We start from the raw sequence: 21,760 nt of genomic DNA, 5'->3' as shown, positions 1-21,760 counted from the left end.
TCATGCAGCTTCGTTGTTTTTATTCCGCCCTGTGTTAAAAGGTGGTACGTATGCGACCCGGCATGTATCGATATAATCTGACCACCACTGCATCATCGCCTTGCGGGCTTCCAGATGCTCAGCCTTATGAATGTAAGCCAGACGCACGGTGTTGCGCTCCTGGTGACTCATCTGGCGTTCCACTGCATCCTGCGACCATAAGCCAGACTCCATCAGGGCACTGCATGCCATTGCCCGAAAGCCATGTCCGCAGATGTCCTGTTTCGTGTCGAATCCCATAAGGCGCAGTGCTTTATTAACCGCGTTTTCGCACATCGGCCTGTACGGGTTATGGTCGCCGGGGAAGACCAGTTCGTAAGCCCCGGATATTTCCTTAATCCGTTTCAGAATAGCTATAGCCTGCTGTGAGAGGGGCACGATATGAGCAGTGCGCATTTTGGCACCGCGCCCTGAATAACGCACACCCACAATGGCTTCGCGTGTGGCGGGTATCGTCCAAATTCTGTTTATGAAATCAATTTCTGACCAGCGTGCAAAGCGCAGCTCACTGGAGCGAATGAACAGATGCAGCGTCAGCAAGACAGCAAGCCGGGTCAGTTCACGGCCCTGATGATATGCTTCAATGTGTTCAATCAGTTCAGGCAGCCGCTCCAGCGGCAGGGCGGGATAGTGGTGTCTCATGGGGGGAGCCGTCACGCCATCAAGATTTGCTGCCGGGTTGGTGTCGATAAATCCCTGATGGACCGCATGGCGCATGATGTTACTGAGGTGCTGCCGCGTGCGGGACGCGACTTCCAGCAGGCCCTTTTCCTCAATGCCTTTCAGCAGGTCAATGAAATGATGGGGTTTAAGCTCCGTGACGGACAGATGACCAATTACAGGAAAGATATGGTTGTTCATACTGGCAAGTAGACGGCCAGCGGTGTTCTGCGACCACTTTTTATTGTTTTTATGCCATGCCAGCGCCACTGTTTTAAACACCTTCTCTGGTGTGCAGGCTCTGCGTTCAGCAGCCCTCTGCTGTGCCGGGTTGATGTTCAGCGCCAGCATCTTACGGATACCTTCGCGCTGCTGGCGGGCATCAGACAGGGAGACGGCAGGATAGGCACCCAGTGCAATGCGGGATTCTTTGCCGTTTATACGATATTTTAGATACCAGTGACGTGAGCCGCCTGGTTTGATAAGAAGGTACAGACCGTGAGAATCAGAAACTTTGAAGGGTTTTGCGGATGGTTTTAAGGTGCGGATTTTTGAGTCGTTAAGGGGCATTTGGGGGTCACTCCGTCATCGAACTAACCTGACCCCAGATTTGACCACCAATTTTTCCCGATGCGGAGGGTAAAATCAAAATGCACCGGGAAGAGTTTTCACGCTAACCTCTTGAATCAATATCAGATAAGGATTCGCAAAGATGCATGCAAACAGGAAATTGGCTCCTCTGACTGGACTCGAACCAGTGACATACGGATTAACAGTCCGCCGTTCTACCGACTGAACTACAGAGGAATCGTGTGAACGGCCGGAATCATAACGGGGTGTTGGCAGCATGTCAAAGGCGGATTACGCATTCTGTGACTGTTTGCTTACAGAATGCGCAACCCGTTGAGGTTTTGGCAGATTTAGCCCCGTTCCGCGCGTTTTAGCCGCAGTTGATAATGGTAATGGCTGCGGCTGAGCAGGTAATCCGCATTGACGCTCGGGCTCCAGGAATCGTCACCGCCGACCCCCATATGGAAGCCGTCCAGGTTGAGCCAGGTACCGGCTTCCGGCTGCAACAGATGCTGGTGGCTGCAGTCCATCAACTGGCGCAGGCCGTAGCGGCTGAGCGAAAAGTGGAACTGCCCGTCGATGTGCCAGTCGCCGTACTGCAACTGACGAGTGTCACAGCGCAGGCCGTTTTCGCCGGGGAAGATGTACGGCGTGTGCAGATCTTCCAGCGGTCGCTGCCAGCGCCCAAATTGCGCGGCGAGGCGACGGTCCGGGTAGTTCTCATGCGGGCCCAGGCCCAGCCATTGCGCCTGCGGCTGGGTTTCTGCCAGTTGGCAGGTCAGGCCAATACGCGCCGGTGGCGGCAGGCTGGCGGCGATTTCTACGTCGACGCTGACGCTGACCGCGCCCTGGCTGTCGAACAACCACTGTTTGCGGCTGCATAACAGCGTTTGCTCATCAACTCCGAACCGGTGCTCGCTCACCACCCGCACGCCGTCGCTCAGCAGATCGGCCTGCAGCAGCGTGCAGTGTTCTTCCAGCCGGTACATGCCGGCCAGCTTCCAGCGTTCGACCCAGGCATTGGGATCGATGCGTTCCACTTCGCTGATGCCGATGTCGTTATCCAGTGGGGCGCGGATAAAGTTATCTTGCAGCGGCGTCAGCAGCAGCGGTTCACCATCTTGCCACCACTGGCTCAGGCAGCCGTTGTCGCGGGTAAACTGCCAGCGTTGCTTGCCATGGTTGATCTCAATCGTCCGATCATTTTGGCTCAGCTGCGGAGCAAGGCCTTTGGGTACCGGTGGCGCCAAATGCAGCGTGCGCGGCACCGGCCATTGATCCCAGGCGCAGCGATGGTTGGCCTCGGACCAGTCGGTGGCCTGTGGCTGTACCACCGCCACATTCAGCCACAGCTCGCCGGGCTGATGAAGTATCGGCAAGCGGTCGGGCAGGTGGAAGCTGGCGCTGCCCTGCGGCGGCAGGGCGAGATCAAAGCTGCCGCTGGCGCGCTCCACGCCATCCAACTCCAGCCGCCAGTCCAGCCGTTCGTTATCGCTATGGCGGAACAGGTACTCGCTGCTGACGGTCAACGTCAGCGTCCTGGCATCGAAGGCAAACTGGAAAAACTGCTGTGCGCGTTGCGCCTCGAACAGCGCCGGGTGTGGCGTACGATCGGGGAACACCAGGCCGTTAAGGCAGAATTGCCGATCGTTAGGCGTGTCGCCGAAGTCGCCGCCGTACGCCCAGTATTCATCCCCGTTGTCATCGCGGCGGGTCAGTGCCTGATCGACCCAGTCCCAGACGAAGCCGCCCTGCAAGCGTGGGTACTGGCGGAAGGCCTGCCAGTAGCGGTCAAAACCGCCGAAGCTGTTGCCCATCGCGTGGGCGTATTCGCACAGGATCAGTGGCCGTTGTTCATCCGGCAGGCCGATCCACTTCTTGATCGACCACTTGGGTACGGCGGGGAACGGCTGATCCTGATCCACCCGGGCATACATCGGGCAGATAATATCGGTCGCGGCGCTGTTGGCACCGCCGCCTTCGTACTGCACCGGGCGGGTGGGATCCTGGCTTTTCACCCAGCGATAAAGCGCGTCGTGGTTGCAGCCGTGCCCGGACTCGTTGCCCAGCGACCAGATAATAATGCAGGGATGGTTGCGATCCCGCTGCACCATACGCGTCACGCGCTCGCTCATTGCCGGTAGCCACAGCGGATCGTCGGAAAGTCGATTCATCGGCTGCATGCCGTGGGTTTCTATATTGGCTTCGTCAACCACATACAGCCCATAGCGGTCGCACAACCGGTACCACAGCGGGTGATTCGGGTAGTGCGAGCAGCGCACCGCATTGAAGTTGTGTTGCTTCATCAACAGAATGTCGTGGCGCATCGTGGCTTCGTCCATCACCTGGCCGTGCTGCGGGTGATGTTCGTGCCGGTTAGTGCCGCGGATCAGCAACGGCTGGCCGTTCAGTTTCAGCAGCCCGTTGCTGATGTCGACCTGGCGGAAGCCGACGTCATAGGCTTCCACCTCAATAATCTCGCCCTCCGGCGACAACAACGCCAGCGTTGCCCGGTACAGCGTCGGGGTTTCCGCGCTCCACAGTGCCGGTTGTTCCACCGGCAGGCGCAGGGTAGTGCGGTCATCATAAGCGCCGCGCTCGTCGATCATCTCGCTGCCGAGCGCCTGGGTTTTTTCGCCTATCAATTGGCCATCGCGCCACAGCTGCAATTGCACCCGCTGTTGTTGCGGTCGATTGACGTGCGCCTCTACCACCAGTTCGCCACGGCGGAAGCCGTCGTAAAGCGGGGTGGTGATGCGGACATCGCTCAGGTGGGTGGCGGGTTTGTGCAGCAGGCTGACATCGCGGAAAATGCCGCTCATGCGCCACATATCCTGATCTTCCAGATAGCTGCCGTCGCACCAGCGCAGCACCATCACCGCCAGCCGGTTTTCACCGGCCTGCAGCCAGGGGCTGAGGTCAAATTCGGCGGGCAGGCGGCTGTCTTGCGAATAGCCGACCCAATGGCCGTTGCACCACAGGTAAAACGCCGAGTTGACGCCGTCGAAGATAATGCGCGTCTGCCCTTCGGCCAGCCAGGCGGGCTCGACGGTAAACTGGCGGGAATAGCAACCGGTCGGGTTTTCTTCCGGTACCTGCGGCGGGTTGACCGGGATCGGGTAGCGGACGTTGGTGTAGATCGGCGCGTCATAACCGGCAAGTTGCCAGTTGGACGGCACCGTCAGCCGGTCGGCATCGGGCAGGTCCTGCTGTAGCCATTCGTCGGGTACTGCCTGCGGGCTGCCGAAATAGCTGAAATGCCAGTCGCCGTTCAAGGTTTTCCGGCTGGTGCTGGGGGTATCGTCACGTGCCGCGTTCAGGCTGCGCCAGCTCGCAAAAGGCGGATGCGCGGCCAGCCGCTGATAATGGGTGCAGGCCGGATTTTGCCAGTCCCGGCGGGCAATGAGATCTTTCAGGGAAGGAGGGGGCAGTGCGCTCATCGGCGATCGTCCTGTCGGCAGAGTAGAGGGGCATCATGCCGAATAAGATGCTGACGAGTGTCTAAAAAGTAAAGCGGTTACATTCAAGCTTGCAGGGGCGATCAAATAACCGCTTATTCCGGCAGAACAGGCCGGTAAATTCGCTGCGGACGGCCTACCTTGCCGTAAATGATTTCGGCGCGCAGTTGCTGGGCGGCGGTGCAAAACTCCAGATAGCGGCGCGCGGTAGTGCGACTCAACCCCATTTTTTGCGCAACGCTTTCAGCGGTGTGGCTGGCCGAGGGCTGCTCGAACAAGGCGCGAATTTTGACCAGCGTCAGCTCATCGATACCCGCCGGTAAGGTCGCCATCGGTTCGCCGCGCGCGTAGGTATTGAACATTTGGTCAATGCGGCGCTGATTCAGGCGAGCCTTATCTTTCAGCGCCTGATGCCGCTGGCTGAAGCGCAGCAGCGTGTGGGCCAGCCGATCATAGGCCAGCGGTTTGATCAGGTAATCGAACACCCCGTAGCGCAGGGCTTCGGCCACGGTGTCCATGTCGCTGGCGGCGGTGATAAACACGATACCACCGGCATAACCGCGCAGGGTCAGCTCGCGCAGCAATTCAATGCCCTGGCCGTCGGGCAGAAAGTTGTCCAGCAGGATCAGATCCGGCTTGAAGCGATCGACCATTGCGCGCGCCTGCGCCAGGGTCCCCGCCAGCCAGATTTGCCGACAGCCACCGTTTTGCCGGATAAATTCCGCATGCATCTCTGCCAGCGGCGTTTCGTCTTCGACGATCAGTATATTCAACCATTCCATAGTGAATCCCGTCTCCCCGTCGCCTTTCAAGTTGCAGCGAATATGCTAAGTAAATGTAAGTTAATTGCCACGTAAAATAAAGATTGTCTCAATAATAAACACCATAAAAATAATTAAGTAAATAAAGAACATTAAATAACTTATTAACCGGGAGGGGTTTGTGAAATAGGTCAATAATTCGCTATTTTTTTCTGTTTACCATTGTTTCATTCACCGTTGAGTTGGTTTTTATCTTCATGGTTTTTAAGGTTTTAATGGCCTTGGTGAATGTTAATTGACACTCTTTTTTGTATTTATTTTGTTATTTAATAGTTAAACCAGAGAGCATGTTATGTTGGGCGACACCCTATTTAATCGAGTCAAAAGATCAGATCATAAAAGTATCTCGCAGATTAATGCCTTCCTGCGCAGTAACGATCTGAATATTGACACCACGGTTGAAATATTTATTACCGTGACGCAAAACGATAAGTTGGTCGCCTGCGGCGGCATTGCCGACAATATTATCAAATGCGTCGCCATCAGCCCGCAAATGCGCGGCGAAGGTTTGGGGCTGACGTTGGCAACGGAGCTGGTGAATCTGGCTTATGAGCGCCATCACACCCAGTTGTTTATTTACACCAAAATCCAAAATGAGCCGCTGTTTCAGCAATGCGGTTTCTACCCCATTGCCCGGGTGCCGGGCATCGTGGTGCTGATGGAAAACAGCCCGTGCCGCCTGAAGCGCTATGCCGCTCAGTTAGCGGGCCAGCGGCAGCCGGGCGCGAGCATCGGCAGTATCGTGATGAACGCCAACCCCTTTACCCGCGGCCATCAATACCTGGTGCGCCAAGCCGCGGCGCAATGCGACTGGCTGCACCTGTTTTTGGTCAAGGAAAACACCTCACGCTTCAGTTACGAAGACCGGCGGCGGCTGGTGCTGGCGGGCACCGCAGACATCCCTAATCTGACGGTGCACGAAGGTTCGCAATACGTCATTTCACGCGCCACCTTCCCTTGTTACTTCATTAAAGATCAGGGTATTGCCGACGACTGCTACACCGAAATCGATCTGAAGATCTTTCGTCAGTATCTGGCACCTGCGCTGGGGATTACCCACCGTTTCGTCGGCAACGAACCCTTCTGCGCGGTCACCGCGAAGTACAACCGCGATATGCGTTATTGGCTGGAAACCCCAGCGCTGCCCAGCCCGCCGATCGCGCTGGTCGAAATCGAGCGTTTGCAATATCAGGGCACGGCGATCTCCGCCTCCTGGGTGCGCAAGCTGTTGGCTGCGGGGGACTTTCACGCCGCCGCGCCGCTGGTGCCGCCGGACACTCTGTATTACCTGCAAGATTTGCAAACGCAGCGCCGGGCCAAACCGGCGGTACACCCCTTTGAATCCGCACAATCAGGTGAAAGATGAAAATTATCCGAGAAGCAATGGCCGGCACGCTGGAATCCAGCGATGTCATGGTGCGCATCGCGCCCGCCGAGGGGCCGGAACACGATCTGCTGATCGCCAGCAGCGTAGAGAAACAGTTCGGCGAAGCCATCCGCCAGACGTTGCTGGAGGTGCTGCAGCGTTATCAGGTGGAGCCGGTGCAGGTGATGGTGGACGACAAAGGCGCGCTCGACTGCGTGCTGCGGGCCCGCCTGGAAACCGCGCTGATGCGCGCCAGTGACAATGGTCAACTGCCGTGGGGGGCGCGTGATGAAAACGCTGAATAAACACCGCCTGCGCCGCAGCATGCTGTTCGTGCCCGGTGCCAATGCGGCGATGGTGAGCAACGCCTTTATTTATCAGGCCGATGCGTTGATGTTCGATCTGGAAGACTCGGTGATCCTGCGCGAAAAAGACGCCGCGCGGCGACTGGTGTATCACGCGTTGCAACACCCGCTGTATCAGGAAGTGGAAACCATTGTGCGCGTCAACGCGCTGGATTCCGCCTACGGGCTGGCGGATCTGCAGGCGGTAGTGCGCGGCGGGGCGGACATCGTGCGCCTGCCGAAAACCGACAGCGCGCAGGACGTGGTGGATATGGATCGCGAAATTGCCGCCATCGAAGCCGACTGTGGGCGTCCGGTCGGCAGCACCGGCCTGCTGGCGGCGATTGAGTCGGCGGCGGGCATCACCCAGGCGGTGGCGATCGCCCATGCCTCTCCGCGTTTGATCGGCATCGCGCTCGGCGCGGAAGACTACGTGCGCAACCTGCGTACCGAACGTTCGCCGGAGGGCATTGAGCTGTTGTTTGCGCGTTGCTCGCTGCTGCAGGCGGCGCGGGCCGCCGGCATTCAGGCGTTCGACACCGTGTATTCCGATGCCAATAACGAAACCGGCTTCCTGCAGGAAGCGGCGCTGATCAAACAGCTTGGCTTCGACGGTAAATCCCTGATTAACCCGCGGCAAATCGAACTGCTGCACAACCTGTATGCGCCAACCGCCAAAGAAGTGGCTCACGCCCAGCGGGTGGTGGATGCCGCCGCGGCGGCGGAGCAGGAGGGGCGCGGGGTGGTGTCGCTCAACGGCAAGATGGTCGACAGCCCGGTGATTGAACGTGCGCGGCTGGTATTGCAACGAGCTGCGCTTTCCGGCATCCGCGAAGCGTCGGTTCAGCACGCAGAGGAAGCATAATGAAACGCCAACAACGACTGATGACCCTGAACAACCTGGCGGATTTGCGCTGCTATCAGGATGCCTCCAAGGCGAATTTGCAGGCGCGTAAACCGCGCGATATCAAACGCTGTGACACGCTGGAACAGGCGGTACGCCGTAGCGGTTTGCAGGACGGCATGACCATTTCTTTCCACCATGCGTTTCGCGGCGGCGATCTGGCGCTCAATCAGGTAATGGAGACGCTGGCGGCGATGGGGTTCCGCAACCTGACGCTGGCCTCCAGCTCGCTGAGCGAATGCCATGCGCCGCTGGTCGGCCATATCCGCAACGGGGTAGTGAGCCGGATTTACACCTCCGGTTTGCGCGGCCCGCTGGCGGACGCCATCTCACGCGGCCTGCTGGCCGAGCCGGTACAAATCCATTCCCACGGCGGCCGGGTCAATCTGATCGAGTCCGGTGAATTGACCATCGACGTTGCCTTCCTCGGGGTCCCGGCCTGCGACGAATTTGGCAATGCCAACGGCTACAGCGGCGAAGCCTGCTGCGGTTCGCTGGGCTACGCCAAAGTGGATGCCGATGCGGCGGGCACCGTGGTGCTGCTGACCGAAGCGATCCTGCCTTATCCGCATCACCCGGCCAGCCTGGCGCAGGATCGGGTCGATCTGATCGTTCAACTCGAGCGAGTGGGGGACGCCGACAAGATCGGTGCCGATGCCACCCGAATGACCTCCAACCCGCGTGAATTGCTGATAGCCCGCCGTGCCGCCGAAGTGATTGCCGGTTCCGGCTACTTTACCGAAGGTTTCTCGCTGCAAACCGGCACCGGTGGGGCTTCGCTGGCGGTGACGCGTTTTCTGGAAGACAAAATGCGCGCGCGTGGCGTTCGCGCCGGTTTCGCCCTCGGCGGCATCACCTCGACCATGGTGGATCTGCATGAAAAAGGGCTGATAGCCAGGTTGCTGGACGTGCAAAGTTTTGACCGCGCGGCGGCGATGTCGTTGGCGCGCAATCCCAACCACATTGAAATCAGCGCCAACCAGTATGCCAATTTCAGTTCGAAGGGCGCTTCGGTCGACCGGCTTGACGTGGTGGTGCTGAGCGCGCTGGAAATCGATACCGGTTTCAACGTCAACGTGCTGACCGGCTCCGACGGCGTGCTGCGTGGGGCTTCTGGCGGTCACTGCGACACTGCTGCGGCGGCACGGTTGGCGATCATCGTGGCGCCGTTGGTGCGTGGGCGCATTCCTACGCTGGTGGAGCAGGTGACCACCTGTGTCACGCCGGGCTCCAGCATCGACATTCTGGTTACCGATCACGGTATTGCCGTTAACCCGGCGCGACCGGAGCTGGCGCAGCGGCTGCAAGAGGCCGGATTGCCGGTGGTCGGCATCGACTGGCTGCGGCAGCGTGCGCTGTTGCTGACCGGCGAACCGCAGCCGATCGCCTTCACCGACAAAGTAGTGGCGGTGGTGCGCTACCGCGACGGTTCGGTGATCGACGTAGTGCATCAGGTGGCGGAGTAACGTTATGCCCAGCGTCCCTCCCGAACTGGCGGCCAACCGCGCCGTTAGCCTGCCGGAACTGCTGACCAGCCGCGAATGCCGTCAGGCGCGGCAGCAGGCCTGGCAGGCTCAACATCAATCCACGCTGCTGGTGCTGACGCTGGTGGTGCCCGGCGCGATAAAAGACAGCGCCCTGACCCGCAACATCTTCAACCTCGGCTGGCAGGCGCTGCAGCAAATGGGGCGCGAGCAACACTGGCACTGCCTGCAGGCGGAAACGCTGGCGCTTTCCACCGGCTGTGAAGGCTTTATGGCGCTGCAGGCCGATGCCCAACGGGTGAAAGACTGCGCCATGCAGTTGGAGGTTCAGCAGCCGATAGGTCGTTTGTGGGATATCGACGTGCTGGATCCGGAGGGCCGTATTTTATCGCGCCGCGATCTGGGGCTGGCGGAACGGCGTTGCCTGCTGTGCAGCCAGCCGGCCAAAATCTGCGCCCGTCAGCGGCGACACGGCAGCGAGCAACTGCTGCAGGAAATGGAAAGGATGCTCAATGATGCGCTCTCAACCCGTTGAACCCGCCAGACGGCCCCTCCAGCAAGGTGACAGGAGCTTCGCTCACGCCGCCTACCGCGCCCTGTTGGTCGAAGTGAACCTGACGCCCAAACCGGGGCTGGTGGATCGCCACAACAACGGTGCCCACCGGGACATGAGCCTCGGCCATTTTTACCGCAGCGCCCGCGCCATCGGTATCTGGTTGCCGCGCTTTGTCCGCCAGGGCCGTGATGACGCCCACCGCCCGGCAGCCGAGCAGCTTTTGCGGCTGCGCCCGCTGGGGCTGGCCTGCGAAAACCACATGTTCCAGGCCACCGGCGGCGTTAACACCCACAAAGGCAGCGTATTTTCGCTCGGCCTGCTGTGTGCCGCTTTTGGGCGCCTCTCCCCACGCCAACAGCCTGTCGATGCTGCCGCGCTGTGCGCCGAGGTGGCGTTGATGTGTCGTGGGCTGGTGGCGCGTGAACTGCAACAGCACAACGCGTTGCAGACCGCCGGGCAACGCCTGTTCGCCGAACATGGCCTGAGCGGGGCGCGCGGCGAGGCGGAGTCAGGCTTCGAACGAGTGATTAACGGTGCGCTGCCGCTGTACCGCCAACGTCTGCTCGCCGGGTGCGATGAGCAGACGGCGCTGATGGACAGCCTGCTGTGGTTGATGGCCAACAACGACGACACCAACGTGGCTTCACGCGGCGGTATCGAAGGCCTGCGCTGGTTGCAGCGTCGTGCCGGTGAACTGCTGGCGCAGGGGGGCGCGCGAGGCTCGCAGGGCATCGATCGCCTGCGGCAGTTCGACGCCGACTGCATTCGCCGCAATCTCAGCCCGGGGGGCAGCGCCGATCTGTTGATCGTCACCTGGCTGCTGGCGCAATAACCGAATTCCACTACGCCCGCCGCCTTTCAAGCCGCAACTTGGAATTCCCAGGGCATAGCCAAAAAAATAACCCGTCTTCAGGAGAATCTTATGTCCGAAACCAAGGAAAAAATCTGGAAAGCGCTGGCGCCGTTGTTGGTGCTGGCGATCCTGCTCTGGATACCCACGCCCGACGGCATGCCGCCGCAGGCCTGGCGCTACTTCGCCATTTTTGTGGCGATGATTGTCGGCATGATCCTGGAGCCGATCCCGGCGACGGCGATCAGCTTCATCGCCGTGACCCTCAGCGTGCTGAGCGCCAACTGGGTGCTGTTCGGCGCGCAGGAACTGGCGGAGCCGGGTTTCAAAGCCGGTAAAGAGGCGCTGAAATGGGGGCTGGCCGGCTTCTCCAGCACCACCGTCTGGCTGGTGTTCGGCGCATTTATTTTTGCGCTCGGCTACGAAGCCACCGGGCTGGGGCGGCGCATCGCGCTGTTTTTGGTGAAGTTTATGGGTAAGCGCACCCTTACGCTCGGCTATGCGGTGGTGATCATCGACATCCTGCTGGCGCCTTTTACTCCCTCCAACACTGCCCGTACCGGCGGCACCGTGTTCCCGGTGGTGAAAAACCTGCCGCCGCTGTTTGACTCCTTCCCCAACGATCCGTCTTCACGGCGCATCGGCGGTTACCTGATGTGGATGATGGTGGTCGGGACCAGCATCAGTTCCTCGATGTTCGTCACCGGCGCCGCGCCTAACGTGCTGGGCATCGAATTCGTCAGCAAAATTGCCGGGGTGCATATCAGCTGGATGCAGTGGTTCCTGGCCTTCCTGCCGGTCGGTCTGTTGCTGCTGATTATCGCGCCGCTGATCTCCTACTACCTGTACAAGCCGGGCGTGACGCACAGCAGCGAAGTCGCTTCCTGGGCCAATAGCGCGCTGGGTGAAATGGGCAAGCTGACGCGCAAGGAATACACGCTGATTGGCCTGGTGCTGCTCAGCCTGTGCCTGTGGGTGTTTGGCGGCAAGATCCTGGATGCCACAACGGTCTGTTTGTTGGCGGTATCGCTGATGCTGGCCTTGCACGTGGTGTCGTGGAAGGACATCACCAAATACTCCAGCGCCTGGAACACGCTGGTGAACCTGGCGACGCTGGTGGTGATGGCCAACGGCCTGACGCGCTCCGGTTTTATCGACTGGTTCGCGCTGACCATGAGCACCCATCTGGACGGTTTCTCGCCGGATATGACGGTGGTGGCGCTGGTGCTGGTGTTCTACTTCGCCCATTACCTGTTTGCCAGCCTGTCGGCACACACCGCCACCTTGCTGCCGGTGATCCTGGCCGTCGGTAAAGGCTTGCCGGGCGTGCCTATGGAGCAGCTGTCGATGCTGCTGGTGCTGTCGATCGGCATCATGGGCGTACTGACGCCGTACGCCACCGGCCCTGGGGTCATCATCTACGGTTGCGGCTATGTGAAGTCGAAAGATTACTGGCGGATGGGCGGTATTCTGGGCGTGGTGTACATCGCCGCACTGCTGCTGATCGGCTGGCCGATCATGCGGTTGTGGATGTGAGTTTCTGAATTAAACGGCGGCTCTCTGCGGAGGGCCGCTGAGCAGACCTTTCCCTGTGATGCCCATCACACACTTTCGGCGCTAACCTCTCCATCATAGCGAAGCAATAGCTAACACATTAAAAATAATCATATTCCTGGAGCCTCTGCGGATGAAAAGAAAAACTTTATTGCTGTGCTTGCCGTTATTTATGACCGGGGCTGCCTTGGCGGAAACCAACGATTACCAATTGGATCAGGTGCTGGTGATGAGTCGCCATAACCTGCGTGCGCCGCTGGCCAATAACGGCAGCGTGTTGGCGCAATCCACACCGAAGGCCTGGCCGGCCTGGGACACGCCGGGTGGCCTGCTGACCACCAAGGGCGGGGTGCTGGAAGTGTATATGGGCCACTATTTCAATGCGTGGCTCAAGCAGACCGGGGTACTACCGCAAGAAGGTTGCCCGACCGCCGGCAGCGTTTACGTGTATGCCAACAGTTTGCAGCGTACGGTGGCGACCGCGCAGTTCTTTACCAACGGCGCATTCCCCGGTTGTGACGTCAGCGTGCATCACCAGGACAAAATGGGGGAGATGGATCCGACCTTCAACCCGATCATCACCGACAACAGCGAGGCCTTCAATCAACAGGCACTGGGCGCAATGAACACCGAACTGGCCTCGTTGAAACTGGACGCGGCCTATAAACAACTGGCTAAAATCATCGATTACCAGGATTCCAGCAGTTGTAAAACCGACAAGCACTGCGATCTGACCAAAGAAGCCAGCAAAATGAGCGCGGTGCCGGGCAAAGAGCCGGGCGTTGCCGGGCCGCTGCGGGTCGGTAACTCGCTGGTGGACGCCTTTATGCTGCAATATTACGAAGGCTTCCCGATGAAGGACGTGGCCTGGGGCAAAATCACCACGCCGCAGCAGTGGAAACAGTTGGCGCAGTTGAAAGACGGCTATCAGGATTCGCTGTTCACCTCCCCGGTGGTGGCGCAAAACGTGGCCAAACCGCTGCTGACCTACATCAACGGCGCATTGATTGCTGAACGCAAGCCGGACTCGCCGAAGGTGACGGTGCTGGTGGGCCACGACTCCAACATTGCCTCCCTGCTGTCGGCGATGCAGTTCAATCCGTATCAGTTGCCGCATCAATATGAGAAAACCCCGATTGGCGGCAAGCTGGTGTTCCAGCGCTGGCACGACAAGAAAAACGATCGCGATCTGCTGAAAATCGAGTACGTGTATCAATCCACCGACCAGTTGCGTAATGCCACCCCGTTAACGCTGAAAACCCCACCGCAGCGTGTGACGATGGCGTTAAAAGGCTGCCCGATCGATAAGCAAGGCTACTGCGCCTGGAGCGACTTCGAAAAAACCATGAAAGACATTCTGTAATCCCGCCGTTCCTCTCCCTCGGTTGCGGGGGAGAGGAATAATCATTGTTGCTCAGGAGTTCGGCGTCTAAAATTAGCGTTCTGCATACCAACCTGGACAACCCGTGTTCTCTTCTTTTATTCCCACTATTGAATGGTTGAACCTGGACGATTACCCGGGGCAGGTTGCCCGTTGCCGCTTTTCTGTGGCGCACTACCAGGATGACTGTTTCGCTGCCATTGGCATGGCGCTCCCCGAACATCTGGCGCGTGCGGTGCCAAAGCGGCGGGCGGAGTATCTGGCCGGGCGTTATCTGGCGCGAGCATTATTGACGCCGTTGGGGTTTGCGGATTTCACGTTGTTGCGCGGTGAAGACCGGGCACCGCAGTGGCCACCGGGTATCGCCGGTGCGCTCAGCCATAATGCCAATACCGCGCTTTGCGCGGTGCACCCGGAAACCGGGCTGGGTGGCGTGGGGCTGGATGTTGAAACGCTTATCCCCGCCGCGCGTGCGGAGGAGCTGCAGCGTGCTATCGTCAGCGAGGCGGAATCTGCCCAACTGCGCACTCACCCACAGCCATTTAACCACCTGCTGACCTTGGCGTTTTCCGCCAAAGAGAGCTTGTTTAAAGCGCTATATCCGCAGGTGCGCTGCTATTTTGACTTTCTCGACGCCCGCCTGGTCACGCTGGATACGCAACGACAGACGTTCGAATTGGAACTGCTCAAAACCCTCACGCCGCAGTGCCATGTCGGTCGCCGTTTCAGCGGGCGTTACTGGCATGAAAGTGACGATGTCACAACTTTTATTTGTTTATAAATCAAATGAATAAGCCACAAAAATGACGCTACACCGTCACGTTTACAACTGAATTCGTCGACGCCGCAACAGGTGACGCGCGCCTTCCGACACCAGCAGCAGCACCGCCAGCCAGATAGGAATATAAGTCAGCCATTCATCCCGGCCGATGCTTTCGCCAAGCAGCAAGGCCACCACCACCAACAGCACCGGTTCCACGTAACTCAGCAGGCCAAACAGGCTGAATGGCAGCAAACGGCTGGCGAGGATATAACACACCAGCGCCGCGGCGCTAAGCACCCCCAACAGCGGAATTTGCCAATAGAGCGAGGGGCTGATGGACAGCGCTGCCAGCGGCCCGTTGCCGCCGAAGGCGAACCCGGCGGCGACCGGCAGCATCAGTGCCAGTTCGCACCACAACCCACCCAGGTTATCGGTACCGAAACGGCGACGCAGAATAAAGTACACCGGGTAGCCCAGTGCCACCAACAAGGTGGTCCAGGAGACGCCACCCACCTGATACAACTCGTTGCCGACGCCGACAATCGCGCAGGCGACCGCCAGTTTTTGCAGCAGCGAAAGGCGATCGCGGAAGATCAGCCGCCCGGCCAGCACCATGGTCAGCGGCAACAGGAAATAGCCGAGCGACACCTCCAGCGCCTTGCCGTGCAGCGGTGCCCAGAGAAACAGCCAGAGTTGAACCCCCAGCAATGCCGAGCTCAGCGGCAGAAACAGCAGGCGGCGCGGCCGTTGTTTTATCCAGCTCAAGGTCTCGCTGACCTTGCGCCAGTCGGCGGAAAGCACCATAAACAGCGTCAAAAACGGCACCGTCAGCAGGGTGCGCCAGCCAAAGACTTGTTCGCCGTCGAGCGGAGTCAGGGTGGAAGTGTAGTAATACATCACGCCGAACAATACCGAGGCGATAACGGAAAGAACGATCCCTTTAATCACATGCGATCCTGAAAAGTTATTGATTTTATTGCCGGTACTCTAGAGAAGTTTAACGCGAACGACAATGCCGCGCATCAGGCTGGACAATCGGCCACGGCGGGGTAAAATAAATACTGTGTATTAATACAGGTGTTTTGTCATGACCCTCGATCTTTTTGAAGATTCCGTGCCGCCGCCGTGGCGGGAGCAGATTGCCCCAGGCGCGGTGGTGATGCACGGCTTTGTGCGCGATCACGGCCCGGAGCTGTTGGCCGCGGTGAATGGGGTAATCGCCCAGGTGCCGTGGCGACACATGACTACGCCGGGCGGCCATGTGATGTCGGTGGCGATGAGTTGGTGCGGCAACGGCTGGAGCAGCGACAGCCGCGGCTACCGTTATTCTGAGCGCGACTCGCGCAGCGGCAAACGCTGGCCGCCGATCCCGGATATCCTGATGGCGTTGGCGGATGAAGCGGCGCAACAGGCGGGCTTTGCCCCCTTTGTACCTGATTCCTGCCTGATGAACCGCTATGATCCGGGCAGCAAGCTGTCATTGCATCAGGACAAAGACGAGCATGATTTTGGCTCGCCGATCGTTTCCGTTTCCCTCGGGTTGCCGGCGGTGTTTCAGTTCGGCGGCATGCAACGCAGCGACCGGGCACAGCGCATCCCGCTGGCGCACGGCGACGTGGTGGTGTGGGGCGGCCCGTCGCGGCTGTGTTTTCACGGCATTATGCCGATCAAAGAGGGCTACCATTCGCTGGTGGGGCCGCACCGCATCAATATCACCTTACGCAAGGCGCTTTAACTGCGGTTCTTTCGCCAGGCAGGCCACCAGATAATCGATAAACACCCGCAGCTTGGGCGGCAGGTGCTGATTGGGGGCATACAGCAGCCACAGGCCGCCGTGGTAGCTGCTGAGAAAGTCCCATTCCGGCAGTACCTGCACCACTTCGCCTGCGTCCAGCGCCTGGCGAGCGGTAAAGTACGGCAGGCTGCCAATGCCAATGTGCTGTTTCACTGCATCCAGCCGCACGCCGGTATGGTTGGCGGCGTAGCGCCCACGCACGTTAACCGCCACCGTTTTCCCGGCACGGCGGAATTTCCAACGGGCGTCGTTGGGCGTTTCCCCCAGATAAATGCAGCTGTGCTGCGCTAAATCCTGCGGATGCTGCGGCGTGCCATGCTGCGCCAGATAAGCGGGCGTGGCACACAGCAGGTGGTCGATGGTCATCAGTTGGCGGCCAATCAACCCAGGAGAAGGGCGTTCGGTAATGCGCAGCACCAGATCGACCCGGTCATCAATCAGGTCCATATAGCGATCTTCCAATCGCAGGCGAACGTCTACTTTGGGATAGCGGCGTAAAAACGCCGGTATGTGCGGGTGCAGCACAAAGCGGCCCACCGCCTTGGGCACGCTGACGCTGACCAACCCTTCAGGCTCTGCCGCCGCGCGGCCGCTGAATTCCATCACCGAGTTCGCGGCGTCCAGCATGCTGCGACAGCGTTGAAACACCTCTTCACCTTGTTCACTCAGGCGTAGCTTGCGTGTGGTGCGGTGCAGCAGTTGCAACGCCAACGCCTGTTCCAGTTTGGCTACGCTGCGGCTGGCGGCAGAGGGGGAAGTGCCCAGTCGACGGGCGGCGGCGGAAAAACTGCCGCTCTCCACCACCTGAACAAACACGGCCATTTCGGCCAGCAGCGAATGAGAGAGATTTGTGCTCACAGCGCAAAGGTCCATTGTGTTGTTGACGGATTATCCTTTTATTATGGCATGAATATAATGGGCGCTCTAATCAGGAGAAAAATCATGACCGAACGGCTTTATTATTATAGCGACGACTTACAGGGCGAAGCGCAGGTGCTGGCCTGCACCCCGATGGAAGAGGGTGGATACGCGATAGAGCTGGACGTCACGCTGTTTCACCCCCAGGGCGGTGGGCAACCGGCCGACGGCGGCCAACTGGGCACTGTCCCGGTATTGCGCGTGGTACAGCAGGGCGACAAAGTGCTGCATTTTACCGCCGAACCCCTGCCCGCAGGGCCGGTGAACGTACAGATTGATGGCGAGCTGCGCCGATTGCATGCCCGTTGGCACTCTGCCGGGCACCTGATCGGCTGGCTGGGTGAAACGCGGGGTTGGCAACCGGTGAAGGCACATCACTGGCCGGGCGAAGGGCGGATCACCTTTGCACCGGGCGCAGAACCGCAAACGCTGGATCTGGATTTCCTGCAAGCGGAGCTGGCACGGCTGGTGGCGGCGGATTTTCCTCGCAAACAACGGGCGGTCGACGGCCTGCGTCAGGTCGGGTTTGGCGAACTGCCGACCTATGGCTGCGGTGGCACCCATGTGCCTTCGCTGGCTGAGCTTGGCAGCGTAAATATCACTGCGCTAAAGATGAAAAAAGGGCAGTTGATTGTGCAGTACGAGCTGGGCTGAGATGTTCAGCCCAGGTATGGGGGCATTAAAACGTAATCTGCACCTTGGAGGACAAGCTCTTGTCCGCGGCGGCGATCAAGGCATTTTCAATCGCTTCCGGTGGGTATTCGGCGCTAAGCAGCGGCAGCGGGTCGATCCGGCCATCCTGTAACCATTTAACGGCGGTGGCAAATTCATCGACAAAGCGGAACGAACCGACCCAGCGGATCTCCTTCACCAACATTGCCATGACGGGATAATCAACGTTGCTGGCCCCCATGCCCACCTGCACCACCGTCCCGGCCGGGCGGGTCAGGGCGACGGTGGATGAGATGGCCGCCGGACTACCGGAGGCTTCAAACACCACATCGAAATAGCCTTTGTTGTCCTGATAAGCCACTGAACTGCCTTCATTCAATGGATTGAAGGTAGCGGTAGCCCCCATGTGGCGCGCCAGTTCCAGGCAGCGTTCGCTGACGTCTGAAGCCACCAGTTCAGAAGCGCCGGCACTGCGGGCGGCGGCCAGGATTAAACAGCCGATAGGGCCGGCACCAATCACTAACACGCGTTTCCCCACCAGCGTACCGGCGACGTTGACCGCATGTATGGCAACCGCCAGCGGTTCGGCAAAGGCCATAACCTGTGGGGCGACATCATCACTATAGGCAAAGCACTGTTGCTCCGTGGCGACGACATATTCGGAAAAGCCCCCATTAACGTGTGGAGTAAACTGCGCACTGCCCATAAAACGCATGGTAGAACACAGGTTCTGTTTACCGGCCAGGCAGTATTCACAGTGATTACAGGGTTGCGATGGATTGACCGCTACGCGCTGGCCGACCCGAAGCGCCGAGCCGGCCGGAACCTGGCTGACGGTGCCGACGAATTCATGCCCGACCACCATGGGCTGTTTGAGGATCGACATACCGGCACGGCCATGCTGATAATAATGGATATCAGAGCCGCAGATACCGCCGCGCTCGACTTTCACTAGCACGTCATTCTCATCGTATTCCAGTTCGCGTTGCTCAACGCGCACGTCTTTTTCACCGTAGGCGAAGCAAGCTTTGCAGCTTAGGGTTCGTTTGCTCATTATTTTGCCTCAAGTTTGTGGAAGTCCGCGTTGGGCTGCGGCGTTAAAGGTTGCTCGGGCTTCGGCGGCACGATCACTTCAATTTTGCCGACCAGGAAGGTGTAAGCCAGCAGACCCAACAAGGCCACGGCGGCGATATACCACATCGCATAGTGGAAGTTGTTGGTGCGTTGCAAAATAACGCCAATCACAATCGGGCTGACGATCCCGGAAAGATTGCCGCAGATGTTCAGACAACCGCCCATGGTGCCGATAAAGTTACGTGGGATCACATCGCTCCAGACCACCCAACCCAGATTGGAAAAGGCGTTGGCGAAGAAGGCGACGGACAGAATGGCGATGGCGATCACCGGTTGGTCTTCGAAAAAGTTGACCAAGCAGATAATCATGGTCAGACACAGGCCGGACATCACCGGCAGTTTGCGGGCGAAAGTGCGGGATTTGCCTTTTTTCAGCAGCATATCGCTCAGGGTACCGCCGCACAGTACGCCGGCCATCGCCATCAGGTATGGGAAGGATGCGCCTAGTCCGGCTTTGGCGATCGGCAGGTGCAGACCCTTTTCCAGATAGACGATAAACCAGGTCAGGAAGAAATAGAGCGTGGACGAGCAGGCGAACTGGGCGATAAACAAGCCCCAGATGGTGCGGTTCTTCAGGAAAAAGGCGATATCGCGCCAACGCACTTTTTCGCTGACGCTGGCCTGGTTTTTTGAACCGTAGCCACCGCCTTCACGGATGTAATCCAGTTCCTGCTGGTTGGTGCTATTGCTGTGTTGCGGATCGCGATATTTAAACAACCAGTAGATGCCAAACAAAATACCGACGCCGCCGGACAGGTAAAACGACATTTCCCAACCGTACTCTGCCACGACGTAGGATAGCGCCGGAGTTAACAGCGCCAGCCCTATATATTGTGCGCTGGAGTAGATGGCTGTGGCACGCGCGCGTTCATGGTCAGGGAACCAAGTGGCGATGATCTTGGTATTGGAGGGGAAGGAGGGCGCTTCGGCGATGCCAATCAGTGCCCGACAGGCCAACAGCATCAAAAATGACGCCGTTGCGGTGGCGAACAAATGATGCGAGGCAAACCCCATCAGGAAGGTAAAGACGCTCCACAGAATAATAGCGCTGCCGTAGAGGATCCTCGAGCCAATGCGATCCAGTACGTAACCGACCGGGATCTGGCTGGCCGCATAGAACCAGGTAAACATGGAAAACAGTAAGCCCAGTTGGGTGGCGCTGAGATCAAATTCGGACTGAATTTTACTTCCGGCAACGGACAGGTTGGCCCGATCCATATAATTTATAGCCGTCACGATGAACAACAGCGACAGAATAAAAAATCGCGATTTTGTTGCTTTCATTTTGTTGTCCTGGTCAGAGTGCTTATTTTTATAAATTTTGGCTACAGAGGGTCCGCCCGCAGCGGCCAAGGCGCCGCGGGTAAGTCAACAGGATGAAACCGAACGGGGCAGGGTTACAGCACGGCCAGCCAACCGCCATCGACGTAAATAATCTGTCCATTCACGTAGTTGGAAGCGTCGGAAGCGAGATAGACGGCGGTGCCGATCAGTTCTTTCGGCTTGCCCCAGCGTTTTGATGGATTGCTGGCTTTCACCCAGGCATCGAACTCGGGGTTATCAACCAGTGCAGCGTTCATATCCGTCAGGATATAGCCCGGGCCGATGGCGTTGGACTGAATGTTAAACTCGGCCCATTCGGCCGCCATCGAGCAGGTGAGCATCTTTATGCCGCCTTTGGCAGCGGTGTAAGGGGCTACCGTGGCGCGCGCTGCCTGGCTGGTCAGTGAACCAATATTAATGATTTTTCCGCCTCTCCCGCGGGCAATCATTCGCCTGGCGGCGGCGCGGGCAACGATAAATGCGCTGGTCAGGTTGGTATCAAGCACCCGTTGCCACTGTTCCAGCTCCAGATCGACCAGCGGTTTACGGTACTGAATGCCGGCATTGTTGATCACGATATCAACCTCGACCTGCTCTTCGTCGAGCTGGCTGAATACCGCTTCAATGGCGGATTCATCGGTCACGTCGAAACTGAAGCCTCGTGCTTTTAGCCCTTGCGATTGCAGGCGATCGACCGCCGCCTGCACCGTCGCGGCTTGGGTACCGTTTAGAATGACGCTGGCGCCAGCCGCAGCCAGTCCCTCCGCGTAGGAAAAACCTAACCCGCGAGAAGAGCCGGTAACCAGCGCCGTTTTTCCCGTTAAATCGAACAGAGTAGACATATCAACCCCTTATGGTTGGCTAAAGGATCCTGATGCCGTAGGTGCCGTGACTGGCGGCATGTTGAGATTAAGATGACTTAACCTGTATGACATCATTCATATTTAAGGTGCGATAAGCCCCAGTGGAAATCAATCCGGTTGAACGGTTTTTGAAGCTTCGATCACAAAAGAAAAGTATCCGTTTAAAATGAGATAAAAATATTCACATTAAAAACAAATGGTTGTTTGATTTTTGTTTTTTGTGCCATGACGTAGCGCACATAATTTTTGAACCAGGCTTTTGCCGGCAGATTATCAGTGCTATAAATCAATCATTTTGTAGGACA

General features: G+C 58.5%; 19 protein-coding genes and 1 tRNA gene. 11 read left to right on the top strand and 9 right to left on the bottom strand.

The window, feature by feature from the left end; translation table 11 throughout:
* The 4 genes from ACGS9J_RS03960 to dpiA all read right to left on the bottom strand — a co-directional run bounded on the left by ACGS9J_RS03960 (nt 1) and on the right by dpiA (nt 5,509).
* Nucleotides 1-1,269, bottom strand: a complete 1,269-nt coding sequence (locus ACGS9J_RS03960) for a tyrosine-type recombinase/integrase (RefSeq protein WP_049133227.1) — start codon at nt 1,267-1,269, stop codon at nt 1-3.
* A 161-nt stretch (nt 1,270-1,430) separates the two neighbouring features.
* A tRNA-Asn gene (locus ACGS9J_RS03955) sits at nt 1,431-1,506 on the bottom strand.
* A gap of 113 nt (nt 1,507-1,619) precedes the next feature.
* Complete coding sequence (locus ACGS9J_RS03950; protein WP_442229764.1) at nt 1,620-4,709, bottom strand: beta-galactosidase; 3,090 nt, start codon at nt 4,707-4,709, stop codon at nt 1,620-1,622.
* A 113-nt stretch (nt 4,710-4,822) separates the two neighbouring features.
* Nucleotides 4,823-5,509 carry a two-component response regulator DpiA gene (gene dpiA, locus ACGS9J_RS03945; RefSeq protein ID WP_442229763.1) on the bottom strand — a complete coding sequence of 229 codons (687 nt, stop codon included), beginning with the start codon at nt 5,507-5,509 and terminating at the stop codon, nt 4,823-4,825.
* Between the two features lie 331 nt (nt 5,510-5,840).
* Between dpiA and citC the strand changes: the two genes are divergently transcribed.
* The 9 genes from citC to ACGS9J_RS03900 all read left to right on the top strand — a co-directional run bounded on the left by citC (nt 5,841) and on the right by ACGS9J_RS03900 (nt 14,768).
* Complete coding sequence (gene citC / locus ACGS9J_RS03940; protein WP_442229762.1) at nt 5,841-6,914, top strand: [citrate (pro-3S)-lyase] ligase; 1,074 nt, start codon at nt 5,841-5,843, stop codon at nt 6,912-6,914.
* Complete coding sequence (gene citD, locus ACGS9J_RS03935) at nt 6,911-7,219, top strand: citrate lyase acyl carrier protein (protein WP_442229761.1); 309 nt, start codon at nt 6,911-6,913, stop codon at nt 7,217-7,219. Before citC ends, citD begins: the two co-directional genes overlap by 4 nt.
* On the top strand, nt 7,203-8,123 hold the full coding sequence (citE, locus tag ACGS9J_RS03930; protein WP_442229760.1) for a citrate (pro-3S)-lyase subunit beta: 921 nt from the start codon (nt 7,203-7,205) through the stop codon (nt 8,121-8,123). Before citD ends, citE begins: the two co-directional genes overlap by 17 nt.
* On the top strand, nt 8,123-9,628 hold the full coding sequence (gene citF, locus ACGS9J_RS03925) for a citrate lyase subunit alpha (protein ID WP_442229759.1): 1,506 nt from the start codon (nt 8,123-8,125) through the stop codon (nt 9,626-9,628). Before citE ends, citF begins: the two co-directional genes overlap by 1 nt.
* Before the next feature lie 4 nt (nt 9,629-9,632).
* Entirely contained in the window at nt 9,633-10,181 is a 549-nt protein-coding gene (gene citX / locus ACGS9J_RS03920) for a citrate lyase holo-[acyl-carrier protein] synthase (RefSeq protein WP_442229758.1), read from the top strand.
* Nucleotides 10,162-11,034, top strand: coding sequence for a triphosphoribosyl-dephospho-CoA synthase CitG (gene citG, locus ACGS9J_RS03915; RefSeq protein WP_442229973.1), 873 nt, complete (start codon nt 10,162-10,164; stop codon nt 11,032-11,034). The genes citX and citG overlap by 20 nt, the downstream gene beginning before the upstream one ends.
* Before the next feature lie 90 nt (nt 11,035-11,124).
* Nucleotides 11,125-12,588 carry an anion permease gene (locus tag ACGS9J_RS03910; protein WP_442229757.1) on the top strand — a complete coding sequence of 488 codons (1,464 nt, stop codon included), beginning with the start codon at nt 11,125-11,127 and terminating at the stop codon, nt 12,586-12,588.
* A 151-nt stretch (nt 12,589-12,739) separates the two neighbouring features.
* Nucleotides 12,740-13,969, top strand: a complete 1,230-nt coding sequence (agp, locus tag ACGS9J_RS03905) for a bifunctional glucose-1-phosphatase/inositol phosphatase (protein ID WP_442229756.1) — start codon at nt 12,740-12,742, stop codon at nt 13,967-13,969.
* Between the two features lie 103 nt (nt 13,970-14,072).
* On the top strand, nt 14,073-14,768 hold the full coding sequence (locus ACGS9J_RS03900; RefSeq protein ID WP_442229755.1) for a 4'-phosphopantetheinyl transferase family protein: 696 nt from the start codon (nt 14,073-14,075) through the stop codon (nt 14,766-14,768).
* Between the two features lie 42 nt (nt 14,769-14,810).
* Here the strand turns inward: ACGS9J_RS03900 and rarD are convergent, their stop codons facing one another.
* Nucleotides 14,811-15,698 carry an EamA family transporter RarD gene (gene rarD / locus ACGS9J_RS03895; protein WP_442229754.1) on the bottom strand — a complete coding sequence of 296 codons (888 nt, stop codon included), beginning with the start codon at nt 15,696-15,698 and terminating at the stop codon, nt 14,811-14,813.
* Nucleotides 15,699-15,837: 139 nt separating this feature from the next.
* Between rarD and alkB the strand changes: the two genes are divergently transcribed.
* Nucleotides 15,838-16,485: a DNA oxidative demethylase AlkB gene (alkB, locus tag ACGS9J_RS03890; RefSeq protein WP_442229753.1), complete on the top strand. Its 648-nt coding sequence runs from the start codon at nt 15,838-15,840 to the stop codon at nt 16,483-16,485.
* Here the strand turns inward: alkB and ACGS9J_RS03885 are convergent.
* Nucleotides 16,468-17,403, bottom strand: coding sequence for a LysR family transcriptional regulator (locus ACGS9J_RS03885; RefSeq protein WP_442229752.1), 936 nt, complete (start codon nt 17,401-17,403; stop codon nt 16,468-16,470). The genes alkB and ACGS9J_RS03885 overlap by 18 nt on opposite strands.
* Before the next feature lie 84 nt (nt 17,404-17,487).
* Between ACGS9J_RS03885 and ACGS9J_RS03880 the strand changes: the two genes are divergently transcribed.
* Nucleotides 17,488-18,117: an alanyl-tRNA editing protein gene (locus ACGS9J_RS03880; protein ID WP_442229751.1), complete on the top strand. Its 630-nt coding sequence runs from the start codon at nt 17,488-17,490 to the stop codon at nt 18,115-18,117.
* Between the two features lie 25 nt (nt 18,118-18,142).
* On the opposite strand, the gene idnD is transcribed toward ACGS9J_RS03880, so the two are convergent.
* From idnD to ACGS9J_RS03865, 3 genes are all read right to left on the bottom strand, one after another.
* The gene (gene idnD, locus ACGS9J_RS03875; RefSeq protein ID WP_442229750.1) at nt 18,143-19,189 is read right to left on the bottom strand and encodes an L-idonate 5-dehydrogenase; all 1,047 of its coding nucleotides are present in this window, start codon (nt 19,187-19,189) and stop codon (nt 18,143-18,145) included.
* A complete protein-coding gene (locus tag ACGS9J_RS03870) occupies nt 19,189-20,553 on the bottom strand; it encodes an MFS transporter (RefSeq protein WP_442229749.1) in 1,365 nt (454 codons plus the stop codon). Before ACGS9J_RS03870 ends, idnD begins: the two co-directional genes overlap by 1 nt.
* Before the next feature lie 113 nt (nt 20,554-20,666).
* Nucleotides 20,667-21,434, bottom strand: coding sequence for an SDR family oxidoreductase (locus ACGS9J_RS03865; RefSeq protein WP_442229748.1), 768 nt, complete (start codon nt 21,432-21,434; stop codon nt 20,667-20,669).
* Nucleotides 21,435-21,760 lie beyond the last annotated feature (326 nt).

It is taken from the genome of Serratia quinivorans, assembly GCF_052113645.1.
GTDB lineage: Bacteria > Pseudomonadota > Gammaproteobacteria > Enterobacterales > Enterobacteriaceae > Serratia > Serratia quinivorans_B.
Note: the sequence above shows the minus strand (reverse complement) of the source record. Positions and strands in the feature narration are given on the sequence as shown.